This is a genomic window from Williamwhitmania taraxaci, from assembly GCF_900096565.1.
Taxonomy (GTDB): Bacteria; Bacteroidota; Bacteroidia; order Bacteroidales; family Williamwhitmaniaceae; genus Williamwhitmania; species Williamwhitmania taraxaci.
Map to the genome: position 1 here is coordinate 1 of NZ_FMYP01000010.1, position 18,371 is coordinate 18,371.

The 18,371-nt window shown below is 44.1% G+C and carries 17 protein-coding genes; 12 read left to right on the forward strand and 5 right to left on the reverse strand.

Annotated elements, in window-relative coordinates; all coding sequences use genetic code 11:
* Positions 1-567 precede the first annotated feature (567 nt).
* From BLS65_RS03985 to BLS65_RS03995, 3 genes are all read right to left on the reverse strand, one after another.
* On the reverse strand, positions 568-954 hold the full coding sequence (locus BLS65_RS03985; RefSeq protein ID WP_092436241.1) for a pyridoxamine 5'-phosphate oxidase family protein: 387 nt from the start codon (positions 952-954) through the stop codon (positions 568-570).
* 45 nt (positions 955-999) lie between these two features.
* Positions 1,000-1,176, reverse strand: coding sequence for a MarR family transcriptional regulator (locus BLS65_RS03990; protein ID WP_092436102.1), 177 nt, complete (start codon positions 1,174-1,176; stop codon positions 1,000-1,002).
* 84 nt (positions 1,177-1,260) lie between these two features.
* Positions 1,261-1,836, reverse strand: coding sequence for a Crp/Fnr family transcriptional regulator (locus BLS65_RS03995; RefSeq protein WP_092436104.1), 576 nt, complete (start codon positions 1,834-1,836; stop codon positions 1,261-1,263).
* Positions 1,837-2,349: 513 nt separating this feature from the next.
* Between BLS65_RS03995 and BLS65_RS18715 the strand changes: the two genes are divergently transcribed.
* From BLS65_RS18715 to BLS65_RS04055, 12 genes are all read left to right on the forward strand, one after another.
* Positions 2,350-2,589: a DUF6132 family protein gene (locus tag BLS65_RS18715; protein WP_092436106.1), complete on the forward strand. Its 240-nt coding sequence runs from the start codon at positions 2,350-2,352 to the stop codon at positions 2,587-2,589.
* A 24-nt stretch (positions 2,590-2,613) separates the two neighbouring features.
* Positions 2,614-3,264, forward strand: coding sequence for a methyltransferase domain-containing protein (locus tag BLS65_RS04005; protein ID WP_092436108.1), 651 nt, complete (start codon positions 2,614-2,616; stop codon positions 3,262-3,264).
* A 275-nt stretch (positions 3,265-3,539) separates the two neighbouring features.
* Complete coding sequence (locus BLS65_RS04010) at positions 3,540-4,862, forward strand: radical SAM/SPASM domain-containing protein (protein ID WP_092436110.1); 1,323 nt, start codon at positions 3,540-3,542, stop codon at positions 4,860-4,862.
* Between the two features lies 1 nt (position 4,863).
* A complete protein-coding gene (locus BLS65_RS04015) occupies positions 4,864-5,415 on the forward strand; it encodes a DUF1847 domain-containing protein (RefSeq protein WP_092436112.1) in 552 nt (183 codons plus the stop codon).
* A gap of 18 nt (positions 5,416-5,433) precedes the next feature.
* The gene (locus tag BLS65_RS04020) at positions 5,434-6,702 is read left to right on the forward strand and encodes an FAD-dependent oxidoreductase (protein WP_092436114.1); all 1,269 of its coding nucleotides are present in this window, start codon (positions 5,434-5,436) and stop codon (positions 6,700-6,702) included.
* A gap of 19 nt (positions 6,703-6,721) precedes the next feature.
* The gene (locus BLS65_RS04025; RefSeq protein ID WP_092436116.1) at positions 6,722-7,129 is read left to right on the forward strand and encodes a DUF302 domain-containing protein; all 408 of its coding nucleotides are present in this window, start codon (positions 6,722-6,724) and stop codon (positions 7,127-7,129) included.
* A 289-nt stretch (positions 7,130-7,418) separates the two neighbouring features.
* Positions 7,419-7,838, forward strand: coding sequence for a hypothetical protein (locus BLS65_RS04030; RefSeq protein WP_125869761.1), 420 nt, complete (start codon positions 7,419-7,421; stop codon positions 7,836-7,838).
* Positions 7,839-7,971: 133 nt separating this feature from the next.
* Complete coding sequence (locus BLS65_RS04035) at positions 7,972-11,067, forward strand: AsmA family protein (protein ID WP_092436120.1); 3,096 nt, start codon at positions 7,972-7,974, stop codon at positions 11,065-11,067.
* Positions 11,068-11,419: 352 nt separating this feature from the next.
* On the forward strand, positions 11,420-12,007 hold the full coding sequence (locus BLS65_RS04040) for a hypothetical protein (protein WP_092436122.1): 588 nt from the start codon (positions 11,420-11,422) through the stop codon (positions 12,005-12,007).
* Positions 12,008-12,079: 72 nt separating this feature from the next.
* Positions 12,080-12,991: a hypothetical protein gene (locus BLS65_RS04045; protein ID WP_092436124.1), complete on the forward strand. Its 912-nt coding sequence runs from the start codon at positions 12,080-12,082 to the stop codon at positions 12,989-12,991.
* Between the two features lie 5 nt (positions 12,992-12,996).
* Complete coding sequence (locus tag BLS65_RS04050; RefSeq protein ID WP_092436126.1) at positions 12,997-15,306, forward strand: TonB-dependent receptor; 2,310 nt, start codon at positions 12,997-12,999, stop codon at positions 15,304-15,306.
* A gap of 84 nt (positions 15,307-15,390) precedes the next feature.
* Entirely contained in the window at positions 15,391-16,440 is a 1,050-nt protein-coding gene (locus tag BLS65_RS04055; RefSeq protein ID WP_092436128.1) for a hypothetical protein, read from the forward strand.
* A gap of 120 nt (positions 16,441-16,560) precedes the next feature.
* On the opposite strand, the gene BLS65_RS04060 is transcribed toward BLS65_RS04055, so the two are convergent.
* Positions 16,561-17,826 carry a serpin family protein gene (locus BLS65_RS04060; protein ID WP_092436130.1) on the reverse strand — a complete coding sequence of 422 codons (1,266 nt, stop codon included), beginning with the start codon at positions 17,824-17,826 and terminating at the stop codon, positions 16,561-16,563.
* A gap of 132 nt (positions 17,827-17,958) precedes the next feature.
* Positions 17,959-18,243: a sll1863 family stress response protein gene (locus BLS65_RS04065; protein ID WP_092436132.1), complete on the reverse strand. Its 285-nt coding sequence runs from the start codon at positions 18,241-18,243 to the stop codon at positions 17,959-17,961.
* Positions 18,244-18,371 lie beyond the last annotated feature (128 nt).

Consider the following 18,371-nt stretch of genomic DNA (forward strand, 5'->3'; position numbering starts at 1 on the left):
AGCCTAAATGCACCTAAAAAAGTGGCACAACTTCGACCGAAACGCCTGGCACAACTTGAACCGAAATGGGTGGCACAACTTCGACCGTTTTATCTAATTGAAAGAAATCGAAGAAAAGGGTTGTGATATTTCCGAATATGAAGCCAAACTGGCAAGGCTCAACAAGCGGGTCGTAATCTTGGCAACCCAACTTGATCGAGAACTCAAAAAAATAAGAGCGCCATACAGTATTTGATGATTTTAACTTATTTACTACAAAGTAGATTATTGGTATCGTCGTTCAGAACTCCCATCTATTTAGGAAGATGCACAAACATTTTCTTGTCACGAATGCAGATCGTGTATTTATAGAGTGTTTCCTAACTAAAGAATGTGCGTATCTACCGATAGCATGCTGTTGAAGAGATCTTTATGTTCTCTGATATATATGTAACAAAAACACTCTCAGAGTATAACTTCGAGAGCGTTTATGCTTTCTGTGTGCTTTTGGATAATTCGCTGTATTTGATGTCTTTGGATTTGAAGTTTAATGATTTAGTTAGTGGTGTTAACGTTTATTTTCTTGTTTTATAGCATTTGCTTTGCGTTCACAACACTTATTTCTAGCACTCTTGTCAGAAAAGAGAATTTGTTTTTCATCATATCATATTCGTCTCCTGATTCGATATATTTGGCTTTACCTGTTATGATAAAACCGGTTCCCGGATAATCCTTATGACCAAGAACATTTTTGGTGCCTAATGATATTTTAACAGTGCTATTAACCTCTACGTTTTTTTGTGTTTTCCTGAAACCATATGCGGGAATTAATATTCGCTCATCATCAGTTATTACTAGGTAGGAGTTCCATGTATTCACTATATGCGGTTCTATTCCCCACGACATTATTGCGACAACACCTTCATGTTGCAGTACTTCAAAAAATTTGGCTGAAAGTTTCTTATCCTCGCTCATCTTCATGATTTTAAATTATTACTCGTTACTAATCAAAATTGGCACCTATTTAGGCTGCCAGTAGCATCTTTTAGGTGAAACAATCAGACCCTCATTTTTTAACAGAGTCATGGTCTTGTCAACAATCTTACGATCAAGGCCTGTGAGATCGACAATTTTCCCTGCGTTTAATGGCGTTCCATCTTTTTTCATAGCCTCCAGAATGACTTCTTTTGCTTCCATTTTAGTTTTTATTAGAATGAAAATACAACTGCAAAATTAATCACACAGGAGATTCATGAAATTAAGCTGGTTTAAGAAACGGTATTATAATTTCTTTTTTCTCAGTTCACTTACGTATTCAGGGGTAAGTCCAAGATAAGACGCAATCATGTATTGTGGTACGCGTTGATTGAAATCAGGGAATGAGGCTACGAAGTGCTGATAAAACTCCTCCTTGGACATTTGGTATTGTAATTTTGCTCTATGCTGTGAGGCAGCTACCGCTTTTTGCATGATTATCCTGAAGTATTTCTCTAGTTGTGGCATCTCTATGAGCAACTCATCATATATATGGCTATCAATTGTTAATATTTTTGACTTTTCAATGGCTTGGATATAATAGTCAGAATGGCTTTTATTCATAAAACTAAAGTAGTCGGACAACCACCAGTTTTCTATTGCGAATTGTGTAATCTGTTCGGATAACCTTTTGTTAATAAAGTACATTCGCAAGCATCCTTTTTCAACAAAATACATTGACTGACATACTTGACCTTCTTTTAGTATGAACTCATTTTTCTCTAAAACAGTACATTTAACGGATTTCTCTAAAACTAAAATTTCATCTTCGCCAAGATGAACATGCTTTCTAATATTTGTAATCAAATTAGTAGGATTCATGCTTTAATATAGTTGTTAATGCTCGATTGCTAGGTTTTGGCTAAGGACATCTGTAGCACCCTGATTCTACCCTAAGCCGAATCGAAGGTAGGGAAATCTTTTGAAACGTTTTTCCAGTCCACTTTTCTTGTCTCCAATCTATCGTTTTTTTTTATTGTGTAAATTACTCTATTTGAATGCAGGGATAAGCCTTTCGTGAAAAATGTATTTCGTCCTGTTTGAGTTACCAATTATTTGTGCGTTACGGAAATATATGGTTGTATAGATTAACTCGGCTGTAGGTTGTAGAAAGGCTTTAGCAATGGTTGCCTTTTTTGTTTTTTTGTATCTTAGGAACATCATCGCGTAGCCCATTTTACGTGTGATGCTGTTGTAATTAATTTAGATCAATGAAAAAGCTGTCCAACGTCAACTACTAAGTTGTTTTACCTGTGGCTTTGTTTCGTTGGGTTGGCTTTCGTAGGCGTATCTTTGTGTCGTTATAAATCAGGACATTTCAAATACTACAATAGAATGAGCGAGACATGTAAAACCAAGAGCAGTCCAAAGTCCTTCAAGGAATTGATACGCTCTTCCTTTTTCTGGAAACCTGCACTGGGTGTGATTATTGGTGGGACGTTAGGCTTTGTTTATTACCACTTCGTGGGTTGTTCCTCTGGTTCGTGTGCTATCACCAGCAATCCATATTTAAGTATTGCCTTCGGATCCGTCCTCGGTCTGTTTGTAACCAATAGCCCTTGTAAAACATGCTAGTGCACCATTAACAATGAATCGATTATGGAAATTAAAGAGATAAACAATAGGTATAGCGAATTGGCCGAGTCGGATTGTTGCCTCTCTTGTGGTGGCGCCATTAACTATGCCGAGCCTTTAACCGGCGAGGTTTGCGTGGACCTGGGAAGCGGTCGCGGGACCGATGTGCTGCGCATGGCCGAATCGGTTGGTGAAACAGGATTCGTCTATGGCATCGACATCTCCGATGGTATGCTCGAAAAGGCACGCCAGAATGCCGCTAAGTTTAATGCGACAAACGTAAAATTTGTGCGTAGTGGACTCGAAAGTCTCGAATTACCCGATAGGGTAGCCGACCTAGTCATCTCCAACTGCACTATCAACCATGCGGCAAACAAGCAGGCGGTATGGGACGAGATATACCGCATCCTGAAGAAGGGCGGCCGGTTTGTGATTAGCGATATCTACTCCACCACGACCGTGCCCGACGAGTATCGGAACGATCCCGTGGCCATTGCCGAATGCTGGGCCGGATCGGTAACGCGCGAAGAGTATTTAAAACAGCTCGATAATGCCGGTTTTTCTTCCGTTAGCATTTTGGAGGAATCGGCCCCCTACGATAAGGGGAAAATTAAAGTGGCCAGCTGGACCATTGCTTCAAAGAAACCTAAAGGTGGTTGCAGCTGTGGTTGTTAAGGGTTTTTAACGCTTAAATGTTTAGAAGTGAGCCAAGAATGGTTTATATTAGTTGAATAATTTCTTAATACGCGTAACGATGAAAAGTTTGATCAAAAAGAAGAAGGTTGAAGTGGCTGCTAAGGTTGCGCAATGCTGCGCAAAAGTTTCAACGAAGCTTGCTGGTTGCCACGATTAGTTTTAATGTAGAATAGGGTAGGGTGGATTTGCAGCTTTGTCCTTAAACTGTTGCATGTCCGCCCTCTCTGTTTCTCTTGGATTTTAAGCTATTAACTATGATTTTTTCCAAGCACAATATATTCTCAAAAATAAAGGACTCTAAGAACTCCTTTGTCGTAAACCTGCTCACTGGTAATGCCGATATTGTTAGTCCTGCCGATGCTGAACGTATCAGCAAGCTGCGGAATAGTGAGGTCGCTGTCGATGATACGCTCCTTGCCGAGCTGTCGGAGAAGGGGTATTGGGTCGATGAAAAGGAGGAGGCAAAGCTCTACCGGAGCAAGTATCTCGATTTTGTCGATAGCCGCGACGATGATGAAATCCAACTTTTTTTCGTTACCAACTACAGCTGCAACTTCGCATGTTCCTACTGCTATCAGGATGAATATGCCCCATCGGAAGGTTCTCTAACCAACGAAATCATCGATTCGTTCTTCCGGTATATTCAAGCCGAATTTGCGGGTCGAAAAAAATATATTACCGTTTTTGGTGGGGAACCACTACTGAATTCGCCCAAGCAGCGGGAGCTTATTGCTTACCTTATTGAACAGGCCAATGCTGCCAACCTCGACGTTAGCTTTGTTACCAATGGTTATTCGCTGGCCGATTATATCGATATTCTGAAGCAAGGGCATGTTCGTGAGATACAGATTACCCTCGATGGAACCGCTGCCGTGCACAATAGTCGTCGCCTGCTGAAAGGTGGGGGCGGCACCTTCGATAAGATTATTGAGGGTATCGATGCTTGCATTGCCGCGAAGGTAGTTGTTAATCTTCGCATGGTAGTGGACAAGGATAATATTGGAAACCTACCGGAGTTGGCCCGCTTTGCTATCGATAAGGGTTGGACTTCGAGTGCCTACTTCAAAACACAAATTGGTCGCAACTACGAGCTGCACCATTGCCAGTCGACCCCTGGGAAGCTCTTTAGCCGAGTTTCGCTCTACGAGCAACTATTTGAGTTGATTAAGCAACATCCTCATATTGTTGAGTTTTATAAGCCGGCCTACTCTATTTCGAAGTTTCTCTCCGAAAATGGTACGCTGCCCGAACCGTTGTTTGATTCCTGCCCGGCCTGCAAATCGGAATGGGCGTTCGACTATACCGGACATATATACTCCTGCACGGCAACCGTTGGAAAGGCCGACGAATCGCTAGGCACATTCTACCCCGCGATTTCACGCAAGGCAGATTTGATAAGCGCTTGGGAAAATCGCGATGTTACTACCATTTCCGAGTGTAATGACTGCAGCATGCAGTTGGCATGTGGTGGCGGGTGCGGATCGATTGCTAAAAACAGAACCGGTAGCGTATGCTCGTCCGATTGTCGTCCTGTAAAGGAGTTGCTCGAGTTAGGGTTTGCCTCATATTTTGAGTGAAATGGACTGCACTAAATGTAATACCAAAAATTGCAGGGCAACGGGTTCCTGTAACGCCCAAAAGTTTGATTCGGAGGCGTTGAAGGTAACCTACGGTTTGCCCGATAATCAAAACATAATTCAAGCGGCAGCAAACCTCGTGGATAATGGCCGAGCCGGAACGCTATCGCGCTTGCAGGAGATTGTTGAGTTTTCAACGAGTATGCGTTTTCACCGTATTGGAATTGCATATTGCTATGGTATGGAGGCGGATGCCGCCTTGGTAGCCCAATTTCTTCGGGAAAATGGGTTTAAAACGATTCCAGTTTCTTGCACTACCGGAGGCTTTAAGCAATCGGAGGTTAATGCAACCAGTGAGATTCAGTCGGTGTCGTGTAATCCGTTTGCCCAAGCGGAACAACTCAATCTTGAATCGGTTGATCTAACCCTCACTATGGGGCTGTGCTTAGGCCACGACATACTATTTCAGAAACAAATTCAATCACTTACCACAACCTTAGTTGTAAAGGATCGGGTTCACAACAATAATCCGATACACGCAGTAAGGAATTAAACTGAAATTAAAATTAAAATGAGAGAGATAACGTCATCCGAATTCGATAAAGAAGTGCTTGCTGGTGGCAAGGTAGTAGTCGATTTTTATTCTACCGAATGTCCTCCCTGTGAAGCATTGGCTCCCAAGTTCGATGGGCTATCCGACCTTTATGGTAAAGATATTAAGTTTGTTAAGATGTTTCGTCAGCAAAACAAAGCGCTTGCCGAGCAGCTGGGGGTTAAATCTTCGCCCACATTACTGTTTTTTGATAATGGTGCGCAGGTGGGTGGTATGCTTGCTGGTGGAATCAAGCGCAGCGATATTATCCATCGGCTCGATGCCATGCTCCCTGCTCAACGGGTGACGGAGATAAAGGCGCACTTAAAACCTACCGTTTCGGAGTTTGATGTGATTATTCTTGGAGCTGGTCCTGGTGGACTTACCGCCGGGCTCTACCTCTGTCAGGCTAAGATCAATACCGTGCTCGTGGACGTTGCTCTTCCTGGCGGACATGTTTCCACAACCCACGAAGTTTCGAACTATCCGGGCTTTATTGAGCCGCAGGCGGGCTATATGCTCTCGCATAATATGTCGGAGCAGACCAAGCAGTGTGGCACCACCTATAAAGTGGCAGTGGATGTAACCAAGATCGATCTGGAAAAGAAGGAGGTGGTGATTGATGAGTTCGAAACCATTCGAGCAAAGAAAATTATTATTGCTACGGGCACCTCGCCTAACCTGATGGGCGTTCCCGGTGAGAAGGAACTTAAAGGCAAGGGTATTTCCTACTGCGCCACCTGCGATGCCAAGTACTATGGCGATAAGGAGGTTGTGGTTATCGGTGGCGGTAACTCCGCAGTGGAAGAAGCCGATTTCATTAGTAAGTTTGCCGGTAATATCACGATGGTGCACCAGTTCGGCGCCTTTACGGCCAACAAGCAAGCTCAAGCAAAGTTGCTCGCCAACCCCAAAGTTGCTACGCTATTTGAGCATGAGCCGAGGTCGTTTGTCCGCCATGGCGATAAGATCATTACTGAGGTGGAGGATCTGAAAACGAAAAAGGTCTCGAAGCTGGTGGCCGATGGTGTTTTCGTGTTTATTGGAATGAAGCCGAATATTGAGTTGTTCAAAGATAAGTTGGCGCTCGACAGCTGGGGTTACATTAAAACCGACGAGGATATGCGTACCAGCATGCCCGGGGTGTTTGCTGTTGGCGATGTCATTAGTAAAAAATACCGGCAGATTACCACGGCAGTTGCCGATGGAACTATTGCCGCCATTGCTATTGCAAAGGAACTGAATTAATCATTAATACCTACCGACCATGAATGCAAATAGACTAATCATTGAGCATGTAAGCCCTTATGACGTGACCACTACTGTTGAAAAGTTGGTGGCCGTAGCAACCTTAAAGGAATGGCAGAACCCTGCTATTCACAATCTGCAGCAATCGTTGGCTAAAGCAGGCAAAGAGGTACTGCCTGTTCAGGTGATCGAGATTTGCAAGCCTGAGTATTCGGGAAAAATGCTCGAGAAAAGCGACGAGCGTATCGTTTCGGTAATGATGCCTTGCCGCATTTCCGTTTACGAGAAAGAGGATGGTAAGACATACGTAGCCCTACTGAACATGGTAGATATGGTAACCGGACTATCGCCTGTGGCATTGGAGGCAATAAGCGGTGCCACCAAAGAGTCGATGGAGATTGTTAAATCTGTGATTGGGCCTTTTTAAAACCGAGTTATATTGTGATCAAGCAATGGCCAGCAGCAATGCTGGCCATTGTTGTTTTTTAACCTCTATGCTCTCGCCTACATATAAATGGCTTCTTGGATTGGCTTCTTGTGCTATTCCGAAGTTTAGCAAATTGTGTTGTCTTGTAGGCTTCGGCTAATGATTCCTTCCAAGGATACATTACTCTTCTCTACGTCTACTCGTTTTCTTACCATGCAAAAGTTTAAAATGCTATATTTGTGACAAGTTTATTGGAAAAATAAAAACCGGAAATAATACCGCAATGTCTATGAAGAAGTTCCTCGTTTGCCTCTTGGCCTGTGTTTCTCTCTTGTTTATGTTTAACTCCTGTCAGAAAGATGAACAAATCACTTTTGACGAGACAGTGCTTGTTGGAAAATGGCAATCAAGAATTGTGAAAGGAAAGGCGTATACTACCGAAAATTATAAGTATTTGGGCGATCATAAGGGTACGACTTGGGATACTGCCGATGATGTTACTGAGGCCGAAGGTCAACCTTATACTTGGTCTATGGATGGGGACGAACTTACGCTAATACATCAAATAACCGTACGCAAAAGTATGGGAAGAGTTTTTCGGAAAAACATACCAAAGGTTTATCGGTTAACAGAACTCACTTCATCCTCGCTTAAGTATACCGATGATGTAGATGGATCAAAATATGCTTATACTAAGATAAGCAGGTAGGTTCAGCAGTCCCGTTGCAGAAAGCATACTACGGATGGTTTCCGAGAAAACATGCTCTCTGTGAATCTCCATTTTCGCTGTATCTCTGTGTCTTTTTTTTCTATGAATAGCTACAAAACAAAATCATACATCAATGAAGAAGTTTTTTAAGTGGTTCGCAATTTCGTTTGGGTTATTGCTGTTTCTTCTGCTATCGGCCATTGGCATTGTTGTATGGTTTGTGTTTACTCCAGCTAAACTTACGCCCATTGTGCGTACGCAAGCGGCCAAGTATATTACCTGCCAAACAGAGATAGGGGAGGTGGAGTTAACCTTCTTTAGCACGTTTCCCAACTTTGGATTGAAGGTAAACCACTTTGTTCTGGTAAATCCTACCCCAAATGCACAATCGGATACGCTGGTGAGTGCCGATCAGTTCGTGGGCGTGTTGGACGTGGAGGCATACTGGAAGCGAAACGAGTTGGTGTTGACGAATCTGCAGCTGAGCAACGGTAATATCAATGCCTTTGTGGATAGTTTGGGTCGTACCAATTTTGATATTGTAAAAACCGATACCACTGCGGTTGTCGATACTTCGTCGATGAGTTTTAACTACATCAATATTGCTGATGTAGCGCTGAAAAACATCAACCTTTCCTATATCGATCAATCGATGAAGATGGAGACGGGTGTTCGTAATCTTACTGCTCAGATGTCCCTCTCGTTAGCTTCCGATACGGTGGTAACGCACATGAGCGTAAGCGAAGGTTTAGTGTCGGTTCGCTTTGAAGGGGAACGCTACATGAATGACTGGGCGGTAAAGCTTGATATCCCGGCGCAGGTAATCCTTTCGCGCCAGCTTATTAAGTTCGACGAGTCCGAGGTATCGGTTAATGACATGCTCGTTAATTTTAGTGGCACTGTGCAGAACGATACCATTGGCAAGCAAATGATATTCGATCTTCAATATCACGTCAAATCTCTGCCCATTCCTCCTGCGCTGGCTCTTATTCCCCCATCGTATCAATCCTATCTAAAAGGAGTTGCTGTCGATGGTTTTGTCTCCTCCGAGGGCACCATTAAGGGTGTTTATACCGACTCGCAAATGCCGTTGATGGATATTCATATTGCAATGGAAGACGGAACACTTAAATATGCTGGATTCCCGCTGCCGCTTCACGATATGAAGGGGGATTTTGTATTCTACTCTGATTTGAATAGCGATGCAACTTCTTACTTTCGCATTAACCAATTCAGCGCTAAGACTCCTCGCTCATCCTTTAGCACAAAGGGTAAGGTAACGCATCTCTTCTCGGATATACATTGCGATTTAACTTCCGGTGCCGATCTTGTATTGGCTGAGTTTGCGCCAATGATTCCGGCCGATATGAAGACAACCATTAAGGGGCGTGTTAAGGGGCAGGTAAAGTCGACCTTTTCGATGTCGCAGGTGGAAAAGATGCTGATCGATAAGATGAAGATTTCCGGCTCGGTTGCGCTTTCGGACTTCGACGTGGTTTACGATAGTTTGAAGATGAAGACCGATTACTCTACCATTGATTTTGCATTACCAAACCCAAATAAAGCCTCAGCAAACTCACGTTTTGTTTATGCCAAGGTGAGCACAAAGAACCTTGAGGCAAGCAAACTGGCTGGATTCAACGCAGTGATAAAAAATGCGCTTATTTCGTTGGAGGCCTCCGATATACTCGATACTACTAGGATTCCGAATGTGGCCTGCACCTTTGCGCTCGATGCACTTGAGGCGAGCATGGATACCATGAACGTTTCTATTCAAAAGCCTGCCGGGCAATTTACCATGCTTCCGCTAAAGGGAAAGAAGCTGATGCCCGAGATTTTGCTAACCTATAGCTGCGACAATCTCGATGCAAAAATGGGATCGAGCTATGCACGCATGGCTAAGGTTAAGCTAACTGCTGATGTGCTGAATGATACGGTTCAACCCAAGATTAAGTTTACTTATGCCGGCGAGAACTTGGCGATGGCCATGGGGCCAAACTCGGCTACTATGAATAAAATTCAGCTCGATGCCGATGTCATCAACGACAAAGCGCAAAAGGATATCTTTTTGCAGTGGCTGGTTAAGGGGTTTGTGAACATGGACAAGGGGCTCATCACCATGGAGTCGTTAACCTATCCGCTCGAAATTCCTGCCATTAAGATGGATTTCACTCCCGAAGTGTTCAACATTAAGGAGAGCAAACTGAAGATTGATCGATCCGATTTCAGCCTGTCCGGCACTTTGAGCAACGTGCTTTCCTATTTTCGAAAAGACTCCATTCTTAGAGGTAACTTCAACTTTGTGAGCAACAACACCGATGCGTTACAGCTGATGAATCTTACTAGCGGAATTGGTTATGAGGAGGAAGATTCTACGGCGAAACCGGTAGCATCTACCGAAACTGCTTCGGGGCCCTATATGGTTCCAAAGGGTGTAGATTTAACCCTGAGGGTAAACGTTCAAACTGCCACGTTTAGCGCCGATACTGCCCGTGGTATTAAGGGTGAGATGCGGGTGAAGGATGGCCTTATGATATTGGATGGTTTGGTATTTACTACGCCGGCTGCTAAGATGCAGGTTACCATGATGTACCGCACCCCGCGTAAGAACCATATCTACTTGGGGCTCGATTATCACATGATGAATGTGGAGATAGCCGGGCTATTGAAGATGCTACCCGATTTAGATACAATAATGCCGATGCTCCGCTCATTCAAGGGGAAAGGGGAGTTTCATATGGCTCTGGAAACCTACATGGATTCGCTCTATAACCCAAAGAAATCGACCATTCGTGGAGCAGCCTCCATAAAGGGGCAGAACTTGGTGCTAATGGATGGTGAAACTTTTTCTGAAATTGCAAAGACGCTGAAATTCAATAAAAAAACGGAGAATCGAGTCGATAGTCTGTCGGCGGAGTTTACTGTATTTAAGCAGGAGATTGATATCTATCCGTTCCTTATTGTGATGGACAAGTATAAGGCTGTGGTTGCTGGAAGGCATAATATGGACCTAAGTTTTAACTACCATATCTCCATAGTTGATAGTCCATTGCCAATAAAGTTTGGTGTGGACGTGAGCGGTACTATGGATAAGATGAAAATCAGACCTGCGAAATGTAAGTATGCCACAATGTATCGGCCAGTGGCTAGAGGCGAAGTACAGAATCGACAGCTGGAGCTGCGCCGGATGATCCGCGAGTCGCTTATTAAAAAAGTAAAGAAAGATTAGTATTCGCTTCGCTAAATAGAATTAAATCAGAGGCTTTCTAACTGGGAAGCCTCTGATTTATTTATAGTGAGTGCTGTCTTGCTAAAGTGAATGGGTTTTTAGTTAGGCCTTTTCTTGTCCCTTTTTATTCCGATATTTAAATTTCAATTAGTAAGAACTATCCAAATGATTTGTTCCAGTTCGGAACCGATTTGGGTCTTATAGTGACCTGACGTGTAAATTGTTCTACCTATTCGTGCTTTTGTTAACTTTTTTTCTACTTTTGCTGTCGATGTGCATTTTATTGCATATCTATATCTACAATTACTGCTGAACAAAATAGAACCATTTAAACCCCTAATCCTTTTCAACGATGAATTCAAATCTTAAAGTTTTACTACTCGCCTTATCTGCCGTTTTTATTATGGCTTCGTGCTCCAAGGATGACGACAATGAGCCTGCAAAGATTATTGTCACCATGGGTGCTCAGTCCAATACCACTATTGGTGGATTTTACTCAACAGGGCAAAACAAGGTATTCACACAGGAAGTCGCCTTTGCAAATCAAGATACAATTGACTTTTTATGCTTCTATGAGCACGATGTAGTTAATAACAGAATCAACGACATTTCCTTGGCCTCACCTGGCTCAACCATTACGGGCATATTCACAGGCACCACGAGCCCTGAAAGTTGGACTGTAAAGAATTTAACCAAGTTTCAACTTCCCAATCCTGCAATTACCGTTGCCGAGTTCGACCAGCTCGATCAGAATGATGCTATTATTGATAGCTACTTCGACAATACAGTTACAAGCGGAAACAAGAAAGCAAAACTGTTGGAGAAGGATAATATCTATGCCTTCAAAAATCATAATGGTGTTTATGGTTTGCTAAGGGTAATTGAGGTAGTTCAAGGAGCCGAAGGCAGCATTAAGTTTGAACTAAAAATGAAGAAATAGTTAGGTTTCCTAGTTTGATATTGGCTGCACTCTGCTCTACTTGCAGGTTGCAGCCATTTTATTTTTCGTCCCATGAACTGCAAGCGCTTAATCTTTTATATGGGCCTCATTCTGCTGGCTACTGCTGGATGTAAAAAGGAGGATGGGTCTACCGTAATGCCGAGAATTCTCCTGAAGAATGGTGCCTATACCCAAAATGAGCAATTTATTCCCGTTGGTGGGAAGCTTACCTTTGGCATTACCGCAACCGATGGCAATGCCATAATCACCAATATTAAAATCCAGCGTATTGCCGATGGAGTGGTAATTACCGAACTGGATCAAGGAGTGTATATCCCTGATGGTGGGTTAGACCGTGATTTTACGGCCTATAAATCGTCAGCGACCAAAGAGATATGGCGCTTTCTAATGCTAAATTCCAACCGCGATTCAGCGGTAACCACACTAACAGTGAACCTCGGAGCTGGTTCGGCTTACGGCGAAATTTACCACTACCCATCCGTGAAAATTGGTATGCAGGGCAACCCCTACCTGCCGAACTATCTCGACTTACACACGGGTAACCTCTACAGCAAAACAAATGTATCAGGCCATGAGGGCGATATCGATTTGGTTGGATTTGTGTATACTACCAGCGGAATTCTCTCCCCTACGCTTTGCTGCCCTGGGTATACAGGCAGCAGCTCGGTAACCGGCCACTATCCCGAAATTGCATCGTGGAGCCAAGCCCGGTTAACCGCCTACGATTATGGCGCCTCCGACAACAACTTAATTTCGTCCGATAAGTTTGATCGGGCACAAAATGATAGCCTTCTAGTAATGGCATTTAACCCACAAAGTGTAAGTGGGCTATGCAAGTTCTGCAATACAGGGAAGGTAATTCCCTTTAAAACCGAAGATGGCAAGTTTGGTTTGATAAAGGTGCTACATGCCGATTTAAGTTCAGTCGGGTATATGGAACTCGATATTAAAATTCAAAAATAGCCGTGATGATAAAGTGCAACCTACTACTGATACTGCTGTTTCCGCTTTTTTTGAACGCCCAAAGCATTTCGGGGTATGTAAAGGATTCGGAAAATGGATCACCACTCATCGGAGTAAATGTTATGCTCGAGGACAAGGGGACCGTTTCCGATGGCAATGGTTTTTTTCAGATGGAAAATACCCCAGCGGGAACGCGTAATCTAACCTTTACGTGCATCGGATACAAAAAGCAGGCAAAGACAGTAGTTCTTTCCGAAAACAGCAGGATCTCCCTCGATATACTTATGGTGAAAGATGAGGTTCGCCTCGATGAAGTAGTGGTTTCTGCCACTCGGTCGGAGAACCGGATTAGCCAGATTCCCGGAAGGGTAAACCTGATTTCGACCGAACGGCTTGCTATGGTTGCAGGCCAAAGCATCGACGAATACCTACAACTGCTTCCCGGCGTTCAGGTGAGCCGCTCGTTTGGCATCTTTTCCACTAAATCGTCGGTGACCATGCGGGGGCTAAGCGGCAACGAGCAGGCGCGTACGCTGGTGCTTCTGGATGGAATTCCGGTAAACAAGGCCGATGGTGGTTCTGTGAACTGGAATCTTATCTCCACGGCCGATGTGGAACGGATTGAGGTGATGAAAGGTCCAGGATCGGCGCTATACGGTGGAAATGCAATGGGCGGAATTATCAACGTGGTCACTCGAAAACCCACGAAAACTATTCAAGGCAGCTTAACTACAGAGTATGGCACCTACAATACCAAAGGGCTAAAGCTTAATTTGGCTGGGAAAATGAGACCGGAATCGAACCAAGGGTTTTACTGGGCAGCAAACAGCTTCTACAAGCAGAGCGATGGGTATATTACCCAGTCCAACGCTGACAGAAAGGCCAACCCATTCGTTGTGAAATCGAACGTTGACGAGAAGGCCTTAAATTTCATGGCTGGTTACGGCCTATCCGATAAACTAAATGCCGAAGTGGATTTTTGCCTATACAATGGGCTGAGGGGCACAGGCGAAAAGGTTTATCAGCCCGAGGGCAACACCACCGAGTATTTAACCTATCAGCTGCGAACAAACTTGAATGGTAAGGTGGGTGCAGTGAACTGGAATACCTCGCTCTTCTACATCGACGAGCACTACCTTAAGGTGAACGAGTACAAGAAGGATGACTACACCTGGTATGAGGTAACTTCCATTCGGCAAGATTTTGGGCTGCTATCGAGCGCCAACTATTCCATGGGTAAGAGCACCCTTACTGCTGGTTTCGATATTCGCGATGGTCGGGTTGATGCATCGGATGTCTACTACACCTCAACCGATAAGGTGGACAACGATGGCAAGATGAATTTTTACGGTCTTTATGCCCAGAATGATATTTCGCTAACCGATCGATTTAAACTACTCGTTGGGCTGCGCTACGATGTAGCCACGTTCTACGATGGGGCGTTTACTATTGAGCGTCCATCGGCCGAAACGGTATTCCTTACCCAGTATGAGTTCTCGGACCAAAGTGCTGTAAAGTGGGGGGCATTCAGCCCTCGCATATCCCTTCAGTATCGACCCAGCGATAGGTTTCGGATTTACGGAGGTTACAGCCGTGGTTTTAGGCCATCGGTGCTTGACGATCTTTGCCGTACAGGGCGAATTAAGGGTGGGCTAAAGGTTGCCAATCCGAACTTAAAACCCGAGTATCTCGATAATCTTGAGGTGGGCAGCGATTTCTCTCCGGTGAAAAACATCAAACTTTCCACCAGCCTATATTACTCACGCGGAACCGATTTTCTCTACTACGTTTCTACCGGCAGTAGCATCGATATGGGCTATGGCGATAGACCTATTATGATACGATCAAACATATCGAGCGTGAATATTTACGGGGCGGAGTTCGATGTCTCCCACAGCCCAACTGCCGCCTTAACCATGTTCGGAAACTACGCCTACTGTAGTGCCAAGATTTCCGATTACAAGCCCCTTTCTTCTATCGATCCGGTAAGTTTAACGGGAAAACACTTAACGGATGTTCCTGAGCACTCCTTTGCTGCGGGGGCTTTTGTAAGGAGTCGGATTGTTAATGCCGGATTATCGTGCCGCTATACAGGCCAGATGTTTGTAAACGATCAGAATGTTTATGATGAAGTGGTTCTGTCGAATAAGTATCCGGAATGGTTCACGCTGGACCTAAAGCTGTCGCACGAATTTCATCGATATGTGAATGCTAGTTTTACTATTCAAAACATTTTAGATAAGAAACTTTACGATAGTAAGGGCGCTGTTGGCCCGGGCCGCTATATTACCCTAAGTGTTGGTGTGAAAATTTAGAAAATTTCTTTTTGAATAACGGAGTGATGAGAGTAAAAATGAACGCATAACCAAACGAGATTTTAACCTATAATACACTAAAAAATGAAGAATTCATTACTAATCTTTGGTGCCTTCGTGCTATTGGGTACATGGTTGCCCAAGCAAGCCGAGGCTCAAGTTGCTGCGCGCGACACGGCCGATTTAACCAACAACTTCTACGATAACGAAACCGTTATGCCGTTGCCAATGGTTACCCTTTCGGTTGATGGCGAAATTGCTAACCCAGGAGTGGTGGACTTCAGCAAACTTCCTATTCATTCGGTGATTGTGAAGGAGACCAAGTTAAACCCCGATGGGAGCAATACGTTTGAGGGCGCTTACCGCTACGACGGATATTCGCTTTTCGATATCCTAAACAAGGTGAAACTGCAGAAGAAAAACGGAAAGGACTTTGCACCAATCATCGATCTTTACATTGAGGTGAGCAACGATAAGGGTGAGAAGGTTATTTTATCGTGGGGGGAGTTATACTACCCGAATAATCTCCAGAATATTATCATTGCAAATGCCGTGATGCGGATAGTACCGAGCAAAACCATGGAATTGTGGCCTCTTCCTGAAACATCGAAGTTGGTGGTGCCCTTGGATTTGTTAACCGCGCGCAATATCTCCAACCCCTCAAAAATCACTATCCGGTCGATCGATGCCACATTCAAAGTGCAAAAGGGATTATCGCCCATGTTTAGCGAATCGTTTAAGCTGACGGCTGAGAATGGAAAAGAGGTTGTGATAAAGGAGATTTCTAAGGAGCTGAGCAAAATAACCTATCACTCCATTTTTTATGGTCGTGGCCGCGGAATCCATAGCACTACGCCATTTACGGGGTATGTTTTAAAAGAGGTAATGGAACCATATTACACTTTGGCGAAGGAGAATATTCAGCATGGCCTGTTTGTATTTGCCGGATTCGACGGTTACCGTGTTGCCATGACCTATGCCGAACTCTTTAACCGCAACGATCAGGCAGAATTTTTACTGTTAAACGACCAAAGCGATAAGGATGGTGGTTGTTTTAAGATATTTCCTGCTTGCGATTTCTTTTCCGACAGAGCGGTAAAATCGCTTAAGGAGGTGCGGTTCGAGAGAAGGTAGTCTAATTCATACATTGAAAAAAGCCGTCAGACTGTAGGAGTCTGACGGCTTTATTTCGTTACGGATGTCTACCTTTTTTGAGCAAAAGGATTGGACATACAGCATAGTATATCGAGTGTTTTAATTCATAGTTGGATCGCTTACCCTTCCCATAAACAGCACGGTGCCTGTTGAGGTTTCCCGTATGAAGTAGAGGAATGGACGATTGATGGTAACGGTAACTGGTTGGGTTGGTTCAACGGACGTAATTCCCATCTCCGCAACGGTAGCCGCAGCGGCTTCGGAACCCTCCTCGTTGGTTTCGATGAACGTTTGATGAAGCACTCGGTTTATCATCAGTCCCTGATCGCTGATGTTGCTAAAGTTGGCCTTGTCGGTGAACGCTATGCCCATTCCCTGCGCGGTAAGGTCGTCGTTTAAAAGGCGTTTAAATTCATACTTGAACCGCGGCAAGCTAAGATTAACCTCATGTGTATTGCGGTTGAGTAGTTCCATCCATTCGCGCCATTGTGCTGCATTGAGGGATGTTGCCACTTCATTGGTAGTCATATTCTCATTGGGTAAAACCACCACCATGGTGTAGTTGCCCTGGCCATAGGGAATCTCAACGATCGCAGCGTTGTTGGTTTGTACCACCTTCATGTTTGCCTTTTGGTGCATCATGGGCACTGTTTTTGGGGCAGTGGGAGAAACGAAAAAGGGTTCTTCTTTAGTTTCGGTTTTTTTGAACTGGTAACGCCACTTGCCATTGAAGTAAACCGCATTTATCAGCAACATGGCCAAATCTGGATCCAGCCTATCCAACATATTGGTGATCTTGTTGTGTGTCTTGTCGGCAATCCACCCGTTTACCGTAGCCACCGCCTGTGGATCGGCCACATCAATCGAGCGGGACTCCGACTTATACCATGTTTGCAGCGCGGTGATAAAGGGTGGCTTCACTGCGAGGCGCTTTTCTACCCATACCGAGTTGGCTATTTCCACAACCACCCGCTTATCAACCGGTACCATTTCGGTCATCAGCTTAAGGTAGGTGTCGTTGATTTCGTCGAGGGTTTTGCCATTCATACCTAGTGCTATTCGTATGTCATCAAAGGTTTTATCTGCTGCACCGTTGAGGGTCATGGACAGGGCGCTGGTAATGCTGAATGGGGATATCATTACGTTCTTGGTTTCCCCGACATCGGCAAGGATAGGTTTGAACAGCTCAATGGCAAATTGGTTGGCTGAGTCGACCACCTCCTTTTGGTAAACCTGTAGGGTAATATTTACCGGATCACCCGGCTGGTCATTTGTATCGCTTGTATTGTCTTTTTTACATGAGGTCAGCATAGCAGATGCAATTAGTGCCGTGGCGAGAAACCCCATTTGAATTATGCTTTTCATAAGGTGGTAGTTTAGTTACGTTCGTTTACTAAACAATAATCATACCAGTAAAAAGCAAATGGCCGGGAGGTTTCTCAATCGAAGTTTATAATTCGATTGAGAAGCCTTGACCCGGCCGCATGCACTTTCCTCCTACTTAAAAAGCGCAGTGATTTTGGAAAAGCCCTCTTTGAACGATTCGGAGGCCGACGAGAACGCAATTTTCACCTCGTCCCACTTTTCCTCTGTAGCATTTTCAAGTTCCCGATATTTCGCCTGTAATTCGTCTCTTTTTGCCTTTAGTTCAGCCAAGTTTTCATCATACTCAATTTTTGATCGCTCCTTAAAGTTCTCGTTCTTTGCTTCAAGTTCCTCTATTTTAGCAAAGATATCGTCGATGCTTTTCTTTGCGTTTTCTTTGAAAGTTTGCTTGTCCATTTTCGCAGTATTATAAGGTTAATGCAATTAGTTTTCAGGTAGAAATCAACTAACATGGAATGGTGAGGTATCGTTGCCCATAGCATATCCAAAGTTACTCTTTTGTTTTTAGATATCGGGTATTAAGT